The sequence below is a fragment of the Mycobacteriales bacterium genome, assembly GCA_035690485.1.
In the GTDB taxonomy this organism is placed as follows: Bacteria; Actinomycetota; Actinomycetes; order JAFAQI01; family DASSKL01; genus DASSKL01.
Genome location: DASSKL010000012.1, coordinates 1 through 15,615 on the forward strand (window position 1 = coordinate 1; position 15,615 = coordinate 15,615).

The 15,615-nt window shown below is 72.4% G+C and carries 14 protein-coding genes; 8 read left to right on the top strand and 6 right to left on the bottom strand.

Going from position 1 to position 15,615, the window contains the following annotated elements; translation table 11 throughout:
- The 4 genes from VFJ21_02620 to VFJ21_02635 form a co-directional block, all read left to right on the top strand.
- A partial coding sequence (locus tag VFJ21_02620) for an amidase (GenBank protein HET7406017.1) occupies positions 1–1,231 on the top strand: 1,231 nt, incomplete at its 5' end.
- Positions 1,228–3,354, top strand: coding sequence for a 4-alpha-glucanotransferase (gene malQ / locus VFJ21_02625; GenBank protein ID HET7406018.1), 2,127 nt, complete (start codon positions 1,228–1,230; stop codon positions 3,352–3,354). The genes VFJ21_02620 and malQ, both read left to right, overlap by 4 nt.
- A 95-nt stretch (positions 3,355–3,449) precedes the next feature.
- The gene (locus VFJ21_02630) at positions 3,450–3,791 is read left to right on the top strand and encodes a hypothetical protein (protein ID HET7406019.1); all 342 of its coding nucleotides are present in this window, start codon (positions 3,450–3,452) and stop codon (positions 3,789–3,791) included.
- Positions 3,778–4,158 carry a DUF5130 family protein gene (locus VFJ21_02635; GenBank protein ID HET7406020.1) on the top strand — a complete coding sequence of 127 codons (381 nt, stop codon included), beginning with the start codon at positions 3,778–3,780 and terminating at the stop codon, positions 4,156–4,158. Before VFJ21_02630 ends, VFJ21_02635 begins: the two co-directional genes overlap by 14 nt.
- Before the next feature lie 17 nt (positions 4,159–4,175).
- Here VFJ21_02635 and pepN read toward each other — a convergent pair whose 3' ends face one another.
- Positions 4,176–6,713, bottom strand: a complete 2,538-nt coding sequence (pepN, locus tag VFJ21_02640; protein HET7406021.1) for an aminopeptidase N — start codon at positions 6,711–6,713, stop codon at positions 4,176–4,178.
- Positions 6,714–6,781: 68 nt separating this feature from the next.
- Here pepN and VFJ21_02645 point away from each other — a divergent pair, with 68 nt between their 5' ends.
- On the top strand, positions 6,782–7,387 hold the full coding sequence (locus VFJ21_02645) for a DsbA family protein (GenBank protein ID HET7406022.1): 606 nt from the start codon (positions 6,782–6,784) through the stop codon (positions 7,385–7,387).
- A gap of 48 nt (positions 7,388–7,435) precedes the next feature.
- Positions 7,436–8,863 (top strand): aldehyde dehydrogenase family protein, encoded by a 1,428-nt coding sequence (locus tag VFJ21_02650; protein HET7406023.1) that lies wholly within the window; start codon positions 7,436–7,438, stop codon positions 8,861–8,863.
- 4 nt (positions 8,864–8,867) lie between these two features.
- Here the strand turns inward: VFJ21_02650 and VFJ21_02655 are convergent, their stop codons facing one another.
- Positions 8,868–9,533 (bottom strand): DUF429 domain-containing protein, encoded by a 666-nt coding sequence (locus VFJ21_02655; protein HET7406024.1) that lies wholly within the window; start codon positions 9,531–9,533, stop codon positions 8,868–8,870.
- A 29-nt stretch (positions 9,534–9,562) separates the two neighbouring features.
- Between VFJ21_02655 and VFJ21_02660 the strand changes: the two genes are divergently transcribed.
- Positions 9,563–10,012 carry a ribose-5-phosphate isomerase gene (locus VFJ21_02660; GenBank protein ID HET7406025.1) on the top strand — a complete coding sequence of 150 codons (450 nt, stop codon included), beginning with the start codon at positions 9,563–9,565 and terminating at the stop codon, positions 10,010–10,012.
- Positions 10,013–10,167: 155 nt separating this feature from the next.
- On the opposite strand, the gene VFJ21_02665 is transcribed toward VFJ21_02660, so the two are convergent.
- From VFJ21_02665 to VFJ21_02675, 3 genes are read right to left on the bottom strand one after another with little or no spacing between them, the layout of a single operon-like run.
- Positions 10,168–11,406, bottom strand: a complete 1,239-nt coding sequence (locus tag VFJ21_02665) for an acyl-CoA dehydrogenase family protein (GenBank protein HET7406026.1) — start codon at positions 11,404–11,406, stop codon at positions 10,168–10,170.
- 28 nt (positions 11,407–11,434) lie between these two features.
- On the bottom strand, positions 11,435–12,658 hold the full coding sequence (locus VFJ21_02670) for a NarK/NasA family nitrate transporter (protein ID HET7406027.1): 1,224 nt from the start codon (positions 12,656–12,658) through the stop codon (positions 11,435–11,437).
- Positions 12,655–13,071 carry a pyridoxamine 5'-phosphate oxidase family protein gene (locus tag VFJ21_02675; GenBank protein HET7406028.1) on the bottom strand — a complete coding sequence of 139 codons (417 nt, stop codon included), beginning with the start codon at positions 13,069–13,071 and terminating at the stop codon, positions 12,655–12,657. The genes VFJ21_02670 and VFJ21_02675 overlap by 4 nt, the downstream gene beginning before the upstream one ends.
- An 81-nt stretch (positions 13,072–13,152) precedes the next feature.
- On the opposite strand from VFJ21_02675, the gene VFJ21_02680 reads away from it, so the two are divergent.
- Positions 13,153–14,865 carry a GAF domain-containing sensor histidine kinase gene (locus tag VFJ21_02680; GenBank protein ID HET7406029.1) on the top strand — a complete coding sequence of 571 codons (1,713 nt, stop codon included), beginning with the start codon at positions 13,153–13,155 and terminating at the stop codon, positions 14,863–14,865.
- 9 nt (positions 14,866–14,874) lie between these two features.
- Here the strand turns inward: VFJ21_02680 and VFJ21_02685 are convergent, their stop codons facing one another.
- Positions 14,875–15,519 carry a response regulator transcription factor gene (locus tag VFJ21_02685; protein HET7406030.1) on the bottom strand — a complete coding sequence of 215 codons (645 nt, stop codon included), beginning with the start codon at positions 15,517–15,519 and terminating at the stop codon, positions 14,875–14,877.
- Positions 15,520–15,615: the final 96 nt, after the last annotated feature.

The window sequence follows — 15,615 nt, forward strand, 5'->3', positions numbered from 1 at the left end:
CGGCACTGCCGATGACCTGTCGCCGCTGCACGGCGTACCCGTCGCGATCAAGGACCTGACCCGCACCGCGGGTGTGCGCACGACGTTCGGCAGCGCCGCCTTCACCGACGCCGTGGCCGACATCGACGACCACGTCGTCACCCGCCTGCGCGCGGGCGGCACGGCGATGCTCGGCAAGACCAGCACGCCGGAGTTCGGCCTGCCTTGCTACACCGAGCCCGACGTCGCGCCACCCGCCCGCACGCCTTGGGACCTGTCGCTGTCGGCGAGCGGGTCCAGCGGGGGAGCGGCCGCCGCGGTCGCCGCCGGGCTGGTGCCGCTCGCCCACGGCAACGACGGTGGCGGCTCGGTGCGCACCCCGGCGAGCGTCTGCGGGCTGGTCGGGTTCAAGCCGTCGCGGGGCCGGGTCTCCAACGGGCCGCGCAGCGCCGACGTCGCGATGCTTGCCTGCCACGGCGTGCTGGCCCGAACCGTCGCCGACGCGGCGGCCTTCCTCGACGTCACGGCCGGGCCAGCGGTCGGCGACCCCTGGTGGGCACCGCCGCTGCCGCCCGGTGAGACGTTCCTCGAACACGCCCGTCGCGCGCCGGTGCCGTTACGCATCGGTCGCTTCATGACCCCCGTGCTGGCCGACGTCGTGCCGCACCCGGCCGTCGTCGCCGCTTTCGAGGGCACCGGCGAGCTTCTCGAGGCACTGGGTCACCACGTGGAAGACGTGCCCTGCCCCTTCGACCCCGGTGTCGTCCCGCACTTCGAGGCGATGTGGGCTGCGGGCGCGGCCGCGATGCCGATCACGTCCGAGGCCGAGCTGCGGTTGCGGCCGCTGACCCGATGGACCCGCGCTCAGGGTCAGGGGCTCAGCGGGCAGCAGCTGATGGCCGCGCTGATGGCCGCCCGGCTCGCCGCGCACGACGCGCTCGTGACGATGAGCGGCTACGACGCCGTGCTCGTGCCGACACTCGCCGACCTCCCGCAACCGGTCGGAGGCATTCGCAACGACGACGACCCGGCAGCGGATTTCGAAGCGCAGAAGGCCTTTTCGCCGTACTGTGCGCCGTTCAACATCACCGGGCAGCCGGCGATCTCGCTGCCGCTGCACTGGACCGACGAGGCGCTGCCGGTCGGCGTGCAGCTCGTCGGGCGCCCGGCCGGTGAGGGGCTGTTGCTGTCGTTGGCCGCGCAGCTCGAGGCGGCCCGGCCTTGGCGCGACCGCCGCCCGGACATCTGGTGAGCGGGCCGGTCGAACCGGACCTGGCGCGGCTGGCCGGGCTGCACGGTGTGGCGACGGACTACGAGGACCAGCAGCACCGGCTGGTCCGGGTCGGCCGCGACAGCGTCGTCGCGACCCTGGCCGCGCTCGGCGTCGACGCGTCGACGCCGGCGGCATTGGCCGCCGCGCTCGAGGATGCGCGGCTGGCGCCATACCGCCGGCTGCTGCCGCCGACCGTCGTCGTCCGCCAAGGCGTCGGCGCCGCTGTCGAGCTGCACCCCGTCGACGACCGCGCCCCCCGGGTGCGGCTCGTGCTGGAGAGCGGCGACGAAGGTGCCGGCCTGACGTGGCGCACGGCCTACGTCGCACCGGTCGAGGTCGATGGCCGCGCGGTCGGCACCCGCACGCTCGTGCTGCCGCCCGACCTGCCGCTGGGTTACCACCGGCTGGAAGCCTCGGCGGGGGACCAGACCGCGACGGCGACCGTCATCGTCGCCCCTGACCGGCTGCAGCTGCCCCCGCGGCTGACCCGGGCGTGGGGCTGGATGCTGCAGCTCTACGCCGTGCGGTCCGCGCGGTCCTGGGGGATCGGCGACTTCGCCGACCTGGCGGATCTCGTGCGCTGGAGCGCGGCCGACGGCGCCGGCTTCTTGCTGTGCAACCCGCTGCACGCCGTCTCGCCGGTGCCGCCGCTGCAGCCATCGCCGTACTACCCGGCGAGCCGGCGGTTCGCCAATCCCCTCTACCTGCGGGTGGAAGACACCGCCCGCTATGCCGCCGCACCCGCCGGCGTACGCCGGCGCATCGACGTCCTGGCCGCGCGGCAGCAGGCCCGTAACCAGGGCGACCGGCTCGACCGGGACACCTGCTGGGCGGCGAAGCGTGAAGCTCTCCAGCTGCTGTGGGTCCAAGCGCCCGAGCCGCCCGGCGCGCTGGAGGAGTTCCGGCAGCGGGAGGGCTCGGACCTCGAGGCCTTCGCCACCTGGTGCGCGCTCGCCGAGCAGCACGGCAGCCAGTGGCAGCAGTGGCCCGAGGAGCTGCGGCACCCCGACGCTCCGGCCGTCATCCTGGCCCGAGGGCGGCTGCGTGACCGCATCGACTTCCACGCCTGGCTGCAGCTGCTGTGCGAGCAGCAGCTCACCGCGGCCGAAGATGCGGCCGAGCGCAGCGGCATGCCGGTCGGCGTCGTCCACGACCTGCCGGTCGGGGTCGACCCCGGCGGGGCGGACGCCTGGGCGCTGCAGGACCTGCTGGCGGTGACCACGACAGTGGGCGCGCCACCCGACGCGTTCAACCAGCAAGGGCAGGGCTGGGGCCTGCCGCCCTGGCGGCCCGACCGGCTCGCCGATGTCGGCTACCGGCCCTACCGCGACCTGCTGCGCGCCGTCCTCCGGCACGCCGGTGGGCTGCGGGTCGACCACATCCTGGGCCTGTTCCGGCTGTGGTGGGTGCCGGCCGGGAGGAGTCCGGCGGAGGGCACCTACGTGCGTTACGACGCCGACGCGCTGCTCGGCGTCCTCACCCTCGAGGCCCATCGGGCGGGGGCCCTGGTCATCGGCGAGGACCTCGGCACGGTCGAGCGGCGGGTCCAGCGGGAGCTCGCCGACCGCGGCATCCTCGGCAGCGCGGTGCTGTGGTTCGAGCGCTCGGTCGACCCCGACACCGGCGAGGAGGGCGGCCGGCGGCCGCTCGAGGAGTGGCGTGAGCTCGCGCTGGCCAGCATCACCACCCACGACCTGCCGACCGCCGCCGGTTTCCTCGTCGGCGAGCACGTGCGGGTGCGCGACGAGCTGCACCAGCTGGCCCGACCCGTCGAGGAGGAGCGGCAGTCGGCGGCGGTGGAGCTGGCCGAGCTGTGCGAGCTGCTGCGCGCGAACGGCCTCGTCGGGGCGGACCCCACCCGTGACGAGCTGCTCCTCGCCATGCACGCGGCACTGACCCGCACGCCGTGCCGCCTGGTCGCGGTCGCCCCGGGCGACGCCGTGGGCGACCTGCGCCAGCCGAACCTGCCCGGCACCGTCGACGAGTACCCGAACTGGCGGCTGCCGATTGCCGACGCCGAGGGCCGGCCGCTCACCGTCGAGGACCTGCGTGCCGACCCCGGCGTACGACGTGTGGTCGCGCTGATGCAGGAACATCTCTGATCGCGTCGAAGCACCCGACCGGGCGGCGCGTCGCGCGGGGGTCGACGTGCCGCCCTTGCGCGCCGAGCCAGGAGGGGTTGGGTACCGTTTCCGCCGTGACCCACCGCACCATCCGGCGCGCGACCGCCGTGATCACGGGCCTGACGATTCCGTTGCTGCTCGCGACGCCGGCCCTCGCCCGCGACGACGGCGAGATCCCCTCGCACATCGGCCCGTGGTACGTCGTCGGCGTCTACGTCGCCGTGCCGCTCCTCGTCTTCCTCGGCATCTGCACGTTCGTGCTGCTGCCGGCCATGCTGCGGGCCCCGCGCTACCGCCCGGGCAAGCCGTGGCACCACGACCCGCTGTGGTTCGGCGGGCCGGACGATCCCGAGGAGGCGCTGCGCGGGGCGCGCGCCGGTGTCACGTCGAAGGGTGGCGCACGTGCCGAGTGGTGACGGGTTCACCGACGCGCAGGTCCGCGAGATGAGCCAGGCTCTGAGTTCGGCCAGCCGCGACACCGGGCTGCACTTCTCGGTCTTCGTCGGGCCGGTCGACCGACCGATCCGCACCTACGCGGAGAGGCTGCACGCAGCGCTCGGCGACAGCGCGCCCGCGGGGGTGCTGATCTGCGTCTCGCCCGGCGACCGGGAGATGGAGATCGTCACCGGCGCCGAGTCGGGCCGGCGGCTCAACGACCGCAACTGTGCGCTGGCCGCGATGTCGATGGCGTCGACGTTCTCCGGTGGCGACCTCGTCGGGGGCGTGGTGACCGGCCTGCGGATGATGGCCGACATCGCCGGCCGCGTCCACGTAGAGCAGTAGCGCCGGGCCAGAGCAGGCTAGACAGACGCGGCGTCGCGCTCCCGCCCGCGCAGCGCCCGGGCCACGGCGTCGCGGCCCTCGCTAACCAGGCGCCGCAGCGCCGGCTCGGGCCGCACGGCCGCGAGCCACTCGTCGGTCGCCGTGATGGTCTCCTGCTCGACCAGCAGCGACGGGTAGAGGCCGACCACGACCTGGTGCGCCATCTCGTTCGTCATCCGCGCCCAGACGTCGGGCAGCGCGGCGAAGTAGGCGTCGCGGTAGGGCCGCAGCAGCTCGATCTGGTCGGGCTGCATGAACGCACCGATCACGGCGGCGTGCTCGGCGTTGGGCAGCTCGTCGGACAACGCCAGCTCCCACGCCTGCCGCTTCGCCTCGGCGGTCGGCATCGCGGCGCGGGCGGCCCGGACGTGCCGGCGGCCCTGCGCGGTGTTGTCGCGCGCGAGCTCGGCCTGCAGGTCGGCTTCGCCGGCGGCGCCGAGCGCGACGAGCCGGTGCAACAGGTGCCAGCGCAGCTCCGTGTCGACGGTCAGCCCGTCGACGTGCCGCTCACCCGACAGCAGCCTTCGCAGCAGCGCGATGTCGTCGTCGCCGTGCGCTGCCGAGGCGAACGTGCGCACCCACGACAGCTGGTGGTCGGTGCCCGCCGGCGCGTCGTACAGGAACTGCCGGGACGCGTCGGCGAGCTTGCGCAGCCCCACCGGCCGGTAGGCCGGCTCGGTGAAGGTGTCCAGCGCGGCCTTCGCCAGCCGCTGCAACGACTGCACGAGCCCGATGTCGGACTCCGCGCCGACACCTGCGAGCACGAGGTCGACGTAGTCGCGGGTCGCCATCTCGGCGTCGCGGGTCATGTCCCACGCGGCCGTCCAGCACAGCGCCCGCGGCAGCGAGTCGCGCAGCTCGCCGATGTGCTCGATGAGCGTGCGCTGCGACCGCTCGTCGAGCCGGATCTTCGCGTAGGTGAGGTCGTCGTCGTTGATCAGCAGCAGGTCGGGCACCCGCTTGCCGGCGAGCTGCGGGACCTCGGTCGTGGCGCCCGTCACGTCGAGCTCGACGCGCTCCCGTCGCAGCAGCCCCTCGCTGGTGCGGTCGTAGAGCCCGATTGCCAGCCGGTGCGAGCGCAGCGTGGGGTACTCCGTCGGGGCCTCCTGCTCGACCGCGAACGAGCCGAACGTGCCGTCGGCGCCGACGTCGAACCGCGCCCGCAGCGTGTTGACGCCCGCGGTCTCCAGCCACTCCTTCGACCAGGCGGACAGGTCGCGCCCGGAGGCCTGCTCGAGCTCGACCAGCAGGTCGCGCAGCGTGGTGTTGGCGTACTCGTGGTCGCGGAAGTAGCTGCGCATCGCGTGGAAGAACGGCTCGGGCCCGACCCAGTGCACCAGCTGCTTGAGCACCGACGCGCCCTTGGCGTAGGTGATGCCGTCGAAGTTCGTGCGGACCGCGTCGTTGTCCTCGATGTCCGCGGCGATCGGGTGCGTCGTCGACAGCTGGTCCTGCCGGTAGGCCCAGGTCTTCTCGACGTTCGCGAACGTCGTCCACGCGTGCGTCCAGCGGGTCGCCTCGACCTGCGCGACGACGCTGGCATAGGTCGCGAACGACTCGTTGAGCCACAGGTCGTCGAACCACCGCATCGTCACGAGGTCGCCGAACCACATGTGCGCCATCTCGTGCAGGATCGTCTCGGCCCGCCGCTCGTAGGACGCGTCGGTGACCTTCGACCGGAAGACGTAGTCCTCGAGGAACGTCACGCAGCCGGCGTTCTCCATCGCGCCGGCGTTGAACTCCGGCACGAAGCACTGGTCGTACTTGCCGAACGCGTAGCGGTAGTCGAACAGCTGGTGGAAGAAGTCGAAGCCCTGCTTGGTGACGGTGAAGATTTCCTCGGCGTCGAGGTGTTCGGCGAGCGACCGGCGGCAGTAGATGCCGAGCGGGATGCCGTCATGCTCGTCGTGCACCGCGTGGTAATGACCCGCGACCAGCGCGGTGATGTAGGTCGACATCCGCGCGGTGGGCGTGAACAGCCAGCGGCTTCCACCGCCGGCGGCGTCCTCGACCCGGGCTTGCGTGTTGGACACGACGACCCAGTCGGCGGGCGCGATGACGCGGAACTCGTACGACGCCTTGAGGTCGGGCTGGTCGAAGCACGCGTACATCCGGTGCGCGTCGAACGTCTCGAACTGCGTGTAGAGGTAGACGCCGTCGTCGACCGGGTCGATGAACCGGTGCAGCCCTTCGCCGGTCCGCATGTAGACGCAGTCGGCGACCACGCGCAGCTCGTTCGACTCGCGGAGACCGTCGAGCTGCAGGCGGTGGCCGGTGAAGGCGCTTTCGTCGATGGGGCGGCCGTTCAGGGTCGCCTCGACGATGCGGTCGGCCGTGATGTCGATGTGGGTCGAAGCCCCGGGCTCGGTGCAGGTGAAGGCGACCGTGGTCTCGGACCGGAACGTTCGGTCGCCGCTTCCGGCCCCCCGAAGGTCGAGGTCGACGGCGTAGGACGCGACGTTGAGCAGCGCGGCCCGGGCGCGCGCCTCGTCACGGGTGATGTTGTTGTCGCTCACGGTGGGGGAGTGTTTCACGCAGCGAGGCCGACTACCCCTCTCGCTCGCGCCCGACGTACGGTTTGGTTGTGAGCGCAAGCGAGATCGACTTCTGGTTCGACCCCATCTGCCCGTGGGCCTGGATCACGTCACGATGGGTGCTCGAGGTGGAGCAGGTGCGTGACGTCACGACCCGGTGGCACGTGATGAGCCTGTCGATGCTCAACGAGGGGCGCGACCTCTCGCCCGACTACAAGGAGTCGATGCGCCGGGCGATCGGGCCGGTGCGCATCTGCACCGCCGCCCGGATCGAGTGCGGCGAGGAGATCGTGCTGCCGCTCTACACCGCCCTCGGCACCCGCTTCCACAACCGGCACGAGCCCCGCGAGCTCGACACGGTCAAGGCCGCGCTCGCCGACGCCGGCCTGCCGGAGTCGCTGGTGGAGGCCGCCGACAGCGAGAAGTACGACGATGCCCTGCGCGCATCGCACGACGACGGCATGAACCGCGTCGGCCTCGAGGTCGGTACGCCGGTGATCGCGGTCGGCGACACCGCGTTCTTCGGCCCGGTCGTGACGCCGATCCCGCGGGGCGAGGCGGCGGGCCGGCTGTGGGACGGCGTGCTGCTCGTCGCCAACACCGACGGGTTCTTCGAGCTGAAGCGCACTCGCGACCGGAAACCGTCGTTCGAGTAGCGCGTAGGGTGCGAAGAAGGGACGTCCCCCGCGCGTGAGGAGAGGGCTGTGACCGACATCGCCAGTCGCGACACCATCTACATCGACGGTGCCTGGGTGCGCTCGACCGGCAACGAGACGATCGACGTCGAGAACCCGACGACCGAAGAGGTCTTCGCCACGATCCCTTCCGGGACGGCCGCCGACGTCGACCGCGCGGTGGCGGCCGCGAAGGCCGCGCTGCCTGCGTGGTCGGCCACCAGCGCGGAGGAGCGTGCGAAGTACATCGCCCGCCTCCAGGAGGCGCTGACCGCGCGGATGGACGAGGTCGCGCGCACGATCGCGACCGAGATGGGCGCGCCGATGAAGATCGCGTCCACCGTGCAGGCCGGGCTGCCGATCGCGACGCTGGCCAGCTGCGCGCAGCTGCTGCCGACGTTCCCCTTCGAGGAGGAGATCGGCAACTCGCTGGTCGTCAAGGAACCGCTCGGCGTCGTCGGCTGCATCACGCCGTGGAACTACCCGCTGCACCAGGTCGTTGCCAAGGTCGGCCCGGCGCTGGCGGCTGGCTGCACCGTGGTGCTCAAGCAGACCGAGGTGGCGCCGCTGTCGACGTACGTCCTCGCCGACGTCATCCACGAGGTCGGGCTGCCGGCGGGTGTGTTCAACATGGTCCCGGGCTACGGCCAGACGGTCGGTGAGGCGATCGCCGCGCACCCCGACATCGACATGGTGTCGTTCACCGGGTCCACCCGGGCCGGCAAGCGGGTCAGCGAGCTGGCCGCCGGCAACGTGAAGAAGGTCGCGCTCGAGCTCGGCGGCAAGTCCGCGAACCTGATCCTGCCCGGGGCCGACCTGGCCAAGGCGGTCGCCGTCGGCGTCGGCAACTGCTACCTCAACTCCGGCCAGACCTGCACGGCGTGGACCCGGATGCTCGTGCACAAGGACAGCTACGACGAGGCCGTGCAGCTCGCCGCGCAGGCGGCCGAGGGCTACACGGTCGGCGACCCGTTCGATGACGCGACCCGGCTGGGCCCGCTGGTGTCGGCCGCGCAGCGCGATCGGGTGCGCGGCTACATCCAGAAGGGGCTCGACGAGGGCGCCCGCATCGTGACCGGCGGGGCGGAAGCGCCGGAGTCGCCGGCCAAGGGCTACTTCGTGCGCCCGACGGTCTTCGCCGATGTGCGCCCGGAGATGACGATCGCCCAGGAGGAGATCTTCGGGCCGGTCCTGTCGATCATCGCCTACGAGGACGAGGACGACGGCGTGCGTATCGCCAACGACTCGATCTACGGGCTCGCCGGCGGCGTGTGGGCCGACACGCAGGAGAAGGCCATCGCGGTCGCCCGCCGCATCCGCACCGGGCAGATCGACATCAACGGCGGCCGGTTCAACCCGATCGCGCCGTTCGGCGGCTACAAGCAGTCCGGCGTCGGCCGCGAGCTCGGGTCCTACGGCATCGAGGAGTTCCTGCAGCCGAAGTCGTTGCAGCGTTGAGGACCTAGACGACGATCCGCATCGGCCGGCCTCGGGCGTCGGCCGGTGCGGGGTCGGGGAGCACGGTCGCGACACCCTGCGTCCAGCGCCGCGCGGTCCAGGCGACCGCGAGTGCGTCCAGCGCGTCGTCGAGCCGCGGCCCGGCGGGCAGCCGCTCGAGATCGGTGAGCACGGCCGGCAGCCAGGTCTGCAGTGCGGCGATCCGCGCGGCAATCCCGGGACTGCCGTGCTTGCTGGGCAGGTCGCGGCCGGTCATGGTCCGGAACGACGCCTCCGGGTGGACCTCCAGGACGTCGGTGCGCTCGCCGAGCGCCTCGTCGACGTCGCGGATCCGCGGCACGATCGCCCACGTCTGGCGCGAGATCGCGCGCCCGGCCTGCCGCCGGGAGAGCTCGCAGGCTTCGGCGTACGACGTCGCGTCGAGCACCGCGCGCACCGGCGCGGTGAAGACCGTGGTGCCGCGCCGGCCGAGCAGCCGCCGCGCCGCCGTGTCACAGGCGCGCGCTGCGTGGTCGGGCAGGCCGATCGGGATGTCGATGGCGACGGCGTCGACTGCGAGAGCGAGCACCGACGTCGCGTCCGGAAGCAGGTGCCAGGTCACGGCAGCGCCATCGAGCCGCGCCCCGATCCAGCCGCCCGGGCAGCCGTCGACTCCGAGCACGCTGACCACTCGGCCAGCATGCCTGGGAGACTGCGCGGGTGCGCGTCTACCTGGGCTCCGACCACGCCGGCTTCGAGCTGAAGCAGCGACTTCTCGACCATCTGCGGTCGGCCGGTCACGACCCGGTCGACTGCGGCCCGGCCGACTACGACCCCGACGACGACTACCCGCCCTACTGCCTGGCGACGGCCGAGCGCACCGTGGCGGACCCGTCGAGCCTCGGCATCGTCATCGGCGGGTCCGGCAACGGCGAGGCGATCGCGGCCAACAAGGTGGCCGGCGCGCGCTGCGCGCTGCTGTTCAGCGAAGAGACCGCGCGGCTCGCTCGCGAGCACAACGATGCCAACCTCGCCAGCCTCGGCGCGCGGATGTACGACGCGGAGCAGGCGATCACGTTCGTCGACGTGTGGCTCGCGACGCCGTTCAGCGGCGACCCTCGTCACGTGCGCCGGATCGGCCAGCTGCGCGACTACGAGCAGGCGCACTAGCCGATCCGCGCTCGGCGAGGACCGTCTCGACGAGGCGTTCGGCAGCCGCCAGGTCGGCAGGCCGGGGCCGGGAGACGTCCCGCGCGCGCATGGCGCCGCTCAGACCGACGATCGACGACGAGCGCTCGTGACGGGGCATCGCCCCATCATGGCGCTCAGCCGGCGTGGGCCAGGCGCTTGGGTGCGGGCGCCTGGGAGGCCGCGCGGTTGCGCAGCACCTGGCGGGCGACCGACTCGAAGTGCACCTCGTCGGGCCCGTCGGCGATCCGCAGCGTGCGGCAGGCGGCCCACATCTCCGCGAGCGGGGTGTCGGCGCTGACACCGGCGCCGCCGTGCACCTGGATCGCGCGGTCGATGACGCCGAGCGCCATCTTGGGCACCAGCGCCTTGATGGCCGACACCTCGACGCGCGCACCCCTGGCGCCCACGGTGTCGAGCAGCCAGGCGGTCTTGAGGACCATCAGCCGGGCCTGGTCGATCTCGACGCGCGACTCGGCGATCCAGCGGCGCACGACACCCTTGTCGGCGAGCGAGCCGCCGAACGCCGTCCGCGACGTCGCCCGGTCGCACATGAGCTCGAGCGCGCGCTCGGCCATCCCGATCGCGCGCATGCAGTGGTGGACGCGGCCCGGGCCGAGCCTGCCCTGGGCGATCGCGAAACCGCCGCCCTCGACGCCGAGCAGGTTGCGGGCCGGGACGCGGACGTGGTCGAAGGTGACCTCGCAGTGCCCGGCCTGGTCCTGGTAACCGAAGACGGGCAGCGATCGCTCGAGGATGACGCCGGGGGTGTCCATCGGCACGAGGATCATCGAGTGCCGGTTGTGCGGCCCGGCGCCGTCGTCGGTGACGCCCATGACGATGGCGACCGCGCACCGCGGATCGGCCGCACCCGATGTCCACCACTTGCGCCCGGTGATGACGTAGTCGTCACCGTCGCGCCGGATCGTCGTGGCGATGTTGGTGGCGTCGGAGCTGGCGACCGCCGGCTCGGTCATCGCGAAGCAGGACCGGATCTGCCCGTCGAGCAGTGGGTCGAGCCACTCACGCTTCTGCTCCTCGGTGCCGAACAGGTGCAGGATCTCCATGTTGCCGGTGTCCGGGGCCGAGCAGTTGGTGGCCTCCGGCGCCAGCGCGGGGGAGCGACCGGTGATCTCGGCGAGCGGCGCGTAGTCGACGTTGGTCAGCCCGGACACGTCGGGCAGGAAGAGGTTCCAGAGCCCGCGCGAACGGGCCTCGACCTTCAGCTCCTCGACGATGGTCGGCACCCGGTGGGGGTCCGTGTAGGTGGCGCGGCGCCGCGCATAGACCGGCTCCGCCGGGTAGACGCACTCGTTCATGAAGGCGGTGAGTCGCTCCTGCAGCTCGAGGCTGCGCGACGAGGAGGTGAAGTCCATCGGTGATCTCCCGGGGAGGTGGGGGCCGTCAGCCGACTGACGACGCTTTGCCGGTGACCGCGCTCACGCGCGAGCGGGTCCTCTTGGATGAGCGGCGCGAGGTGGCGAACATCGCCATCAGCGCCGCGATGATCGCGAGCCCTATCAGGCCGCCGGCGTAGGAGCCGGTCTCCTCGTAGACGCTGCCCATCAACAGCGGGGGCACGAAGCCGCCGAGACCGCCGGCCGCGCCGACGAACCCGGTCACCGCGCCCACCTGCTGAGCGGGCACCTGCTGGGCTACGAGTGCGAACACTGCGCCGCTCGCCAGCCCGAGGGCGGCCGCCATCGTGAGGAACGCGATGGTCGCGGTGGGCTGCAGTGCCGGCGTGGTCGCTTGCACCGCGGCCGTCACGGTCACGATGCCGAATGCGACCGCGAGCACCCGGGTCGCTGCGATCCGGTCGGACAGCCAGCCACCTGCCGGGCGCACCAGCACCGCGAGCACGACGAAGCCGGCCATCTTGGTCGCGGCGTCGTTGGGTGTCAGCGCGTAGACGTTCTTCAGGTAGGTCGGCAGGTAGACGCTGAAGGCGACGTAGCCGCCGAAGCCCACGGCGTACAGGGCCGCGGCCTGCCAGGTGACGGTCAGCTTGAGTGCCGCCGCGAGCCGGCTGACCGCCGATCCCGCCGGGGCGGTGCGGCCGGGGGCGTCACGCAGCAGCAGTGCCGCGCCGATGCCGTAGGCCGCCAGCACGCCCGCGACGATGGCGAACGGCGTCTGCAGGTTGAGGTGGTCGGTGAGCCGCACGGTGGTCAGCGCGCTGATGGCGGTGCCGCCCATGCCCATGCCGAAGATGCCGACGGCGAAGCCGCGCCGCTCCGGCGGGAACCACGCGTTGACGAAGGGCACGCCGACGGCGAACGCGGTGCCGGCGATGCCCAGGAAGAAGCCGCCGACGAGCATGGCCGCGTAGGAGTGGTAGCCGAGGAACCCGATGAAGAGCACCGGGACGATCGTGGCGGCGCTGACCACCGGGAACATCACGCGGCCGCCGAAGCGGTCGGTCAACGCGCCGACCGGGATCCGTCCGAGCGAGCCGACGACGACCGGGACGGCTACCAGCAGCGCCTGCTGGAAGCTCGTCAGGTGCAGGGACTTGGCGAAATGGACGCCGAGGGGGCTGAGCAACGCCCAGGCCCAGAAGTTCAGGGCGAAGCCTGTGGTGGCGAGGCCAAGCATCAGGTTGCGGCGGCTCGAGGTCGCGGTCATACAGGCACTCGCTCGCTGACGGGCAGCACCTGGCGGCCGGTGACGGTGCCGGGCGTGATGCGCACGAACTGGTCGGCCTGATCGGCGACTGCGCTGGCCAGACCGCTGTGCAGGGCCCGTAGCTGCTCGCTGCTGTCGAGCAGGTCAGCGACGCCGACGACCACGACGCTGCTGCCGCTCTGGCCGTCTTCGGCGATGTCGTCGACCTCGAACGCCACGACCGCGCTGCGGCAGGCCCGGCCGAGGATTCCTTCGCGGCGGGTGCGGAAGACGATCGTGTTGCCGTCGACGACGTAGTTGACGGGGATGATGACAGGCAGCGCCTGGTGGGTGACCGCGATACGACCGACACTGTGTGCCTGCAGCATCTGCAGGCACTCCTCGCGGCTCAGCTCACGTAGACGTTCGGTCATGGGTTCGAGTCTCGGTCTCGCCGAGTGCTGTCTCCCAGGGTCGAAGGTCCCGTAGGGTCGGGATGTTGGGCAGGAGGTGAGATGACCGACCCCGCCGGTGATGCCTTTCCGAGCCTCGAAGAGCTGGGGCTGCGGTCGCTGCTGGCCGAGGTCGTCGAGCGGGTCGAGGGCGTCGCCTCGTTGGCCGACCGCCTGCAGGGGCTGCTCGAGGCCGTCGTCGCGATCGGCTCGCACCTGGCGCTCGACGAGGTGCTCGACCGCATCGTGCGGACCGCCGCATCGCTGGTCGACGCGCAGTACGCCGCGCTGGGCGTGCTCGACCCCGGCGGGGACCGGCGGCTGTCGCAGTTCATCACCGTGGGGCTCGACAAGGAGCAGCGTGCGGCGATCGGCGACCTGCCGCACGGCCGCGGGGTCCTCGGGGTGCTCATCGACGAGCCGAAGGCGATCCGCCTCACGAACCTCGCGGATCACCCTGCGTCGTACGGCTTCCCGGCCAACCACCCGCCGATGCGCACGTTCCTCGGCGTGCCGATCAGCGTGCGGGGCGAGGCGTTCGGCAATCTCTACCTCACCGAGAAGCGCGACGGCGGGGCCTTCACGGTCGCGGACGAGCAGATCGTGCTCGCCCTGGCCACCGCCGCCGGTCTCGCCATCCAGAACGCCCGGCTCTACGAGCAGGCGCAGCGCCGCCAGCAGTGGCTCGAGGCGGTCAGCGGGGTGACCACCCGGCTGCTCGGCGGCGCGACCGGTGATGAGGTGTTCCCCGATCTGGTGGCGCGGGCCCGCGACCTGGCCGCGGCCGACCTCGCGCTGCTGGCGCTGCCCGTCGGCGACGGGACGCTGCGGGTCGTGGCTGCCGACGGTGTCGGTGCCGACCAGCTGCGCGGCGGGGCGATACCCGAGCAGTCGCTCGCTGCAGCGGTGATGCGCGACGGCGCGCCGGCGATCGTCGACGATGCGCTGACCGACCCGCGGATCTGGCCCGGGTTGCTGCACGCGGCCGGTGTCGGGCCGGCGCTCTACGTGCCGCTCGGCACCGCCGAAGCGGCGCTCGGCACGCTCGTCGTGGCCGACGTCGGCGCGAAGCCGCCGTTCGGCCCCGACATGCTGCAGCTGGTGGAGAGCTTCGCCGGCCAGGCGGCCGTGGCGCTGCGGCTCAGCGCGGCGGCGGCCGACCGGGAGCAGCTCGCCGTGCTCGGGGACCGCGACCGCATCGCCCGTGATCTGCACGACCTCGTCATCCAGCGGTTGTTCGCCACCGGCATGGCCCTCGAGGGGGCGCTGCGCTCCATCCAGTCGGAGAACGCCGCCGGGCGAGTCCGACGCGCGGTGGACGACCTCGACGAGACCATCAAGGAGATCCGTACGACGATCTTCGCCCTACAGGCGCCGGCACCTGCGTCGGGCGAGGGTCTGCGCAGCGCGGTGCTGCAGGCTTCGCGGACTGCCGCGTCGGCCCTCGGTTTCGAGCCGCACATCGACTTCGCGGGTCCGGTGGACACGCTCGTGCCTCCCGCGATCGGCGAGCAGCTGCTCGCGGTGCTGCGGGAGGCGTTGTCCAACGCCGCCCGTCATGCAGAGGCGTCGTCGGTCGACATCTCGGTCCAAGCCGAGCCGACACAGGTGCGGCTGGCCGTCCGGGACGACGGCAACGGGCTGGCCGAGGGCGGGCGACGCAGCGGTCTGGCCAACATCGCGGCCCGGGCGCGCGACCTGGGCGGCACGTTCACCGCCGAGCGGGGAGAAGACGGAGGAACCGTCGTGACGTGGCAGGTCCCGCTGCCCTCTTGACGGAGGGCCTCAGTGCGTGTCGTGGTCCATCCGGGCGACGAAGGCCGCGGCCTGGGTGCGGCGCTCCATCCCGAGCTTCGCGAGCAGGCTGGACACGTAGTTCTTCACGGTCTTCTCGGCCAGGAACAGCCGCTCACCGATCTGGCGGTTGGTCAGCCCCTCACCGATGAGCTCGAGCACGCGGCGCTCCTGCTCGGACAGGCCCGCCAGCGGGTCGCGGGTCGTGGCCTGCTCCCGCAGCCGCGCCATCACCCGTGACGTGGTGCCGGGATCGAGCAGGGAGCCGCCCCCGGCGACCGTCCGCACGGCGCCGAGGATGTCGGCGCCGCGAACCTGCTTGAGCACGTAGCCGGACGCGCCGGCGAGGATCGCGTCGAACAGCGCCTCGTCGTCGGCGAACGACGTCAGCATGAGGCAGGCCAGCGTCGGGAACTCCGAGCGCAGCTCCCGGCAGACGGTCACGCCGTCGCCGTCGGGGAGCCGCACGTCCAGGACCGCGACGTCCGGCGACACGGCCGGCACGCGGGCCAGCGCCTCGGCAGCGGTCGACGCCTCGCCGACCACCTCGATGTCGCCCTCCGACTCGAGCAGGTCGCGCACGCCGCGGCGTACGACCTCGTGGTCGTCGAGCAGGAACACGCGGATCGGCGCCATGGTGACCTTTGTACCCGGTGACGTCGGCGACCAGCCAGGGACCAAGGTCCCGGTCGCAACGGGACTCTCGGAGGGCCAGGCGATGACGTTGCGCAC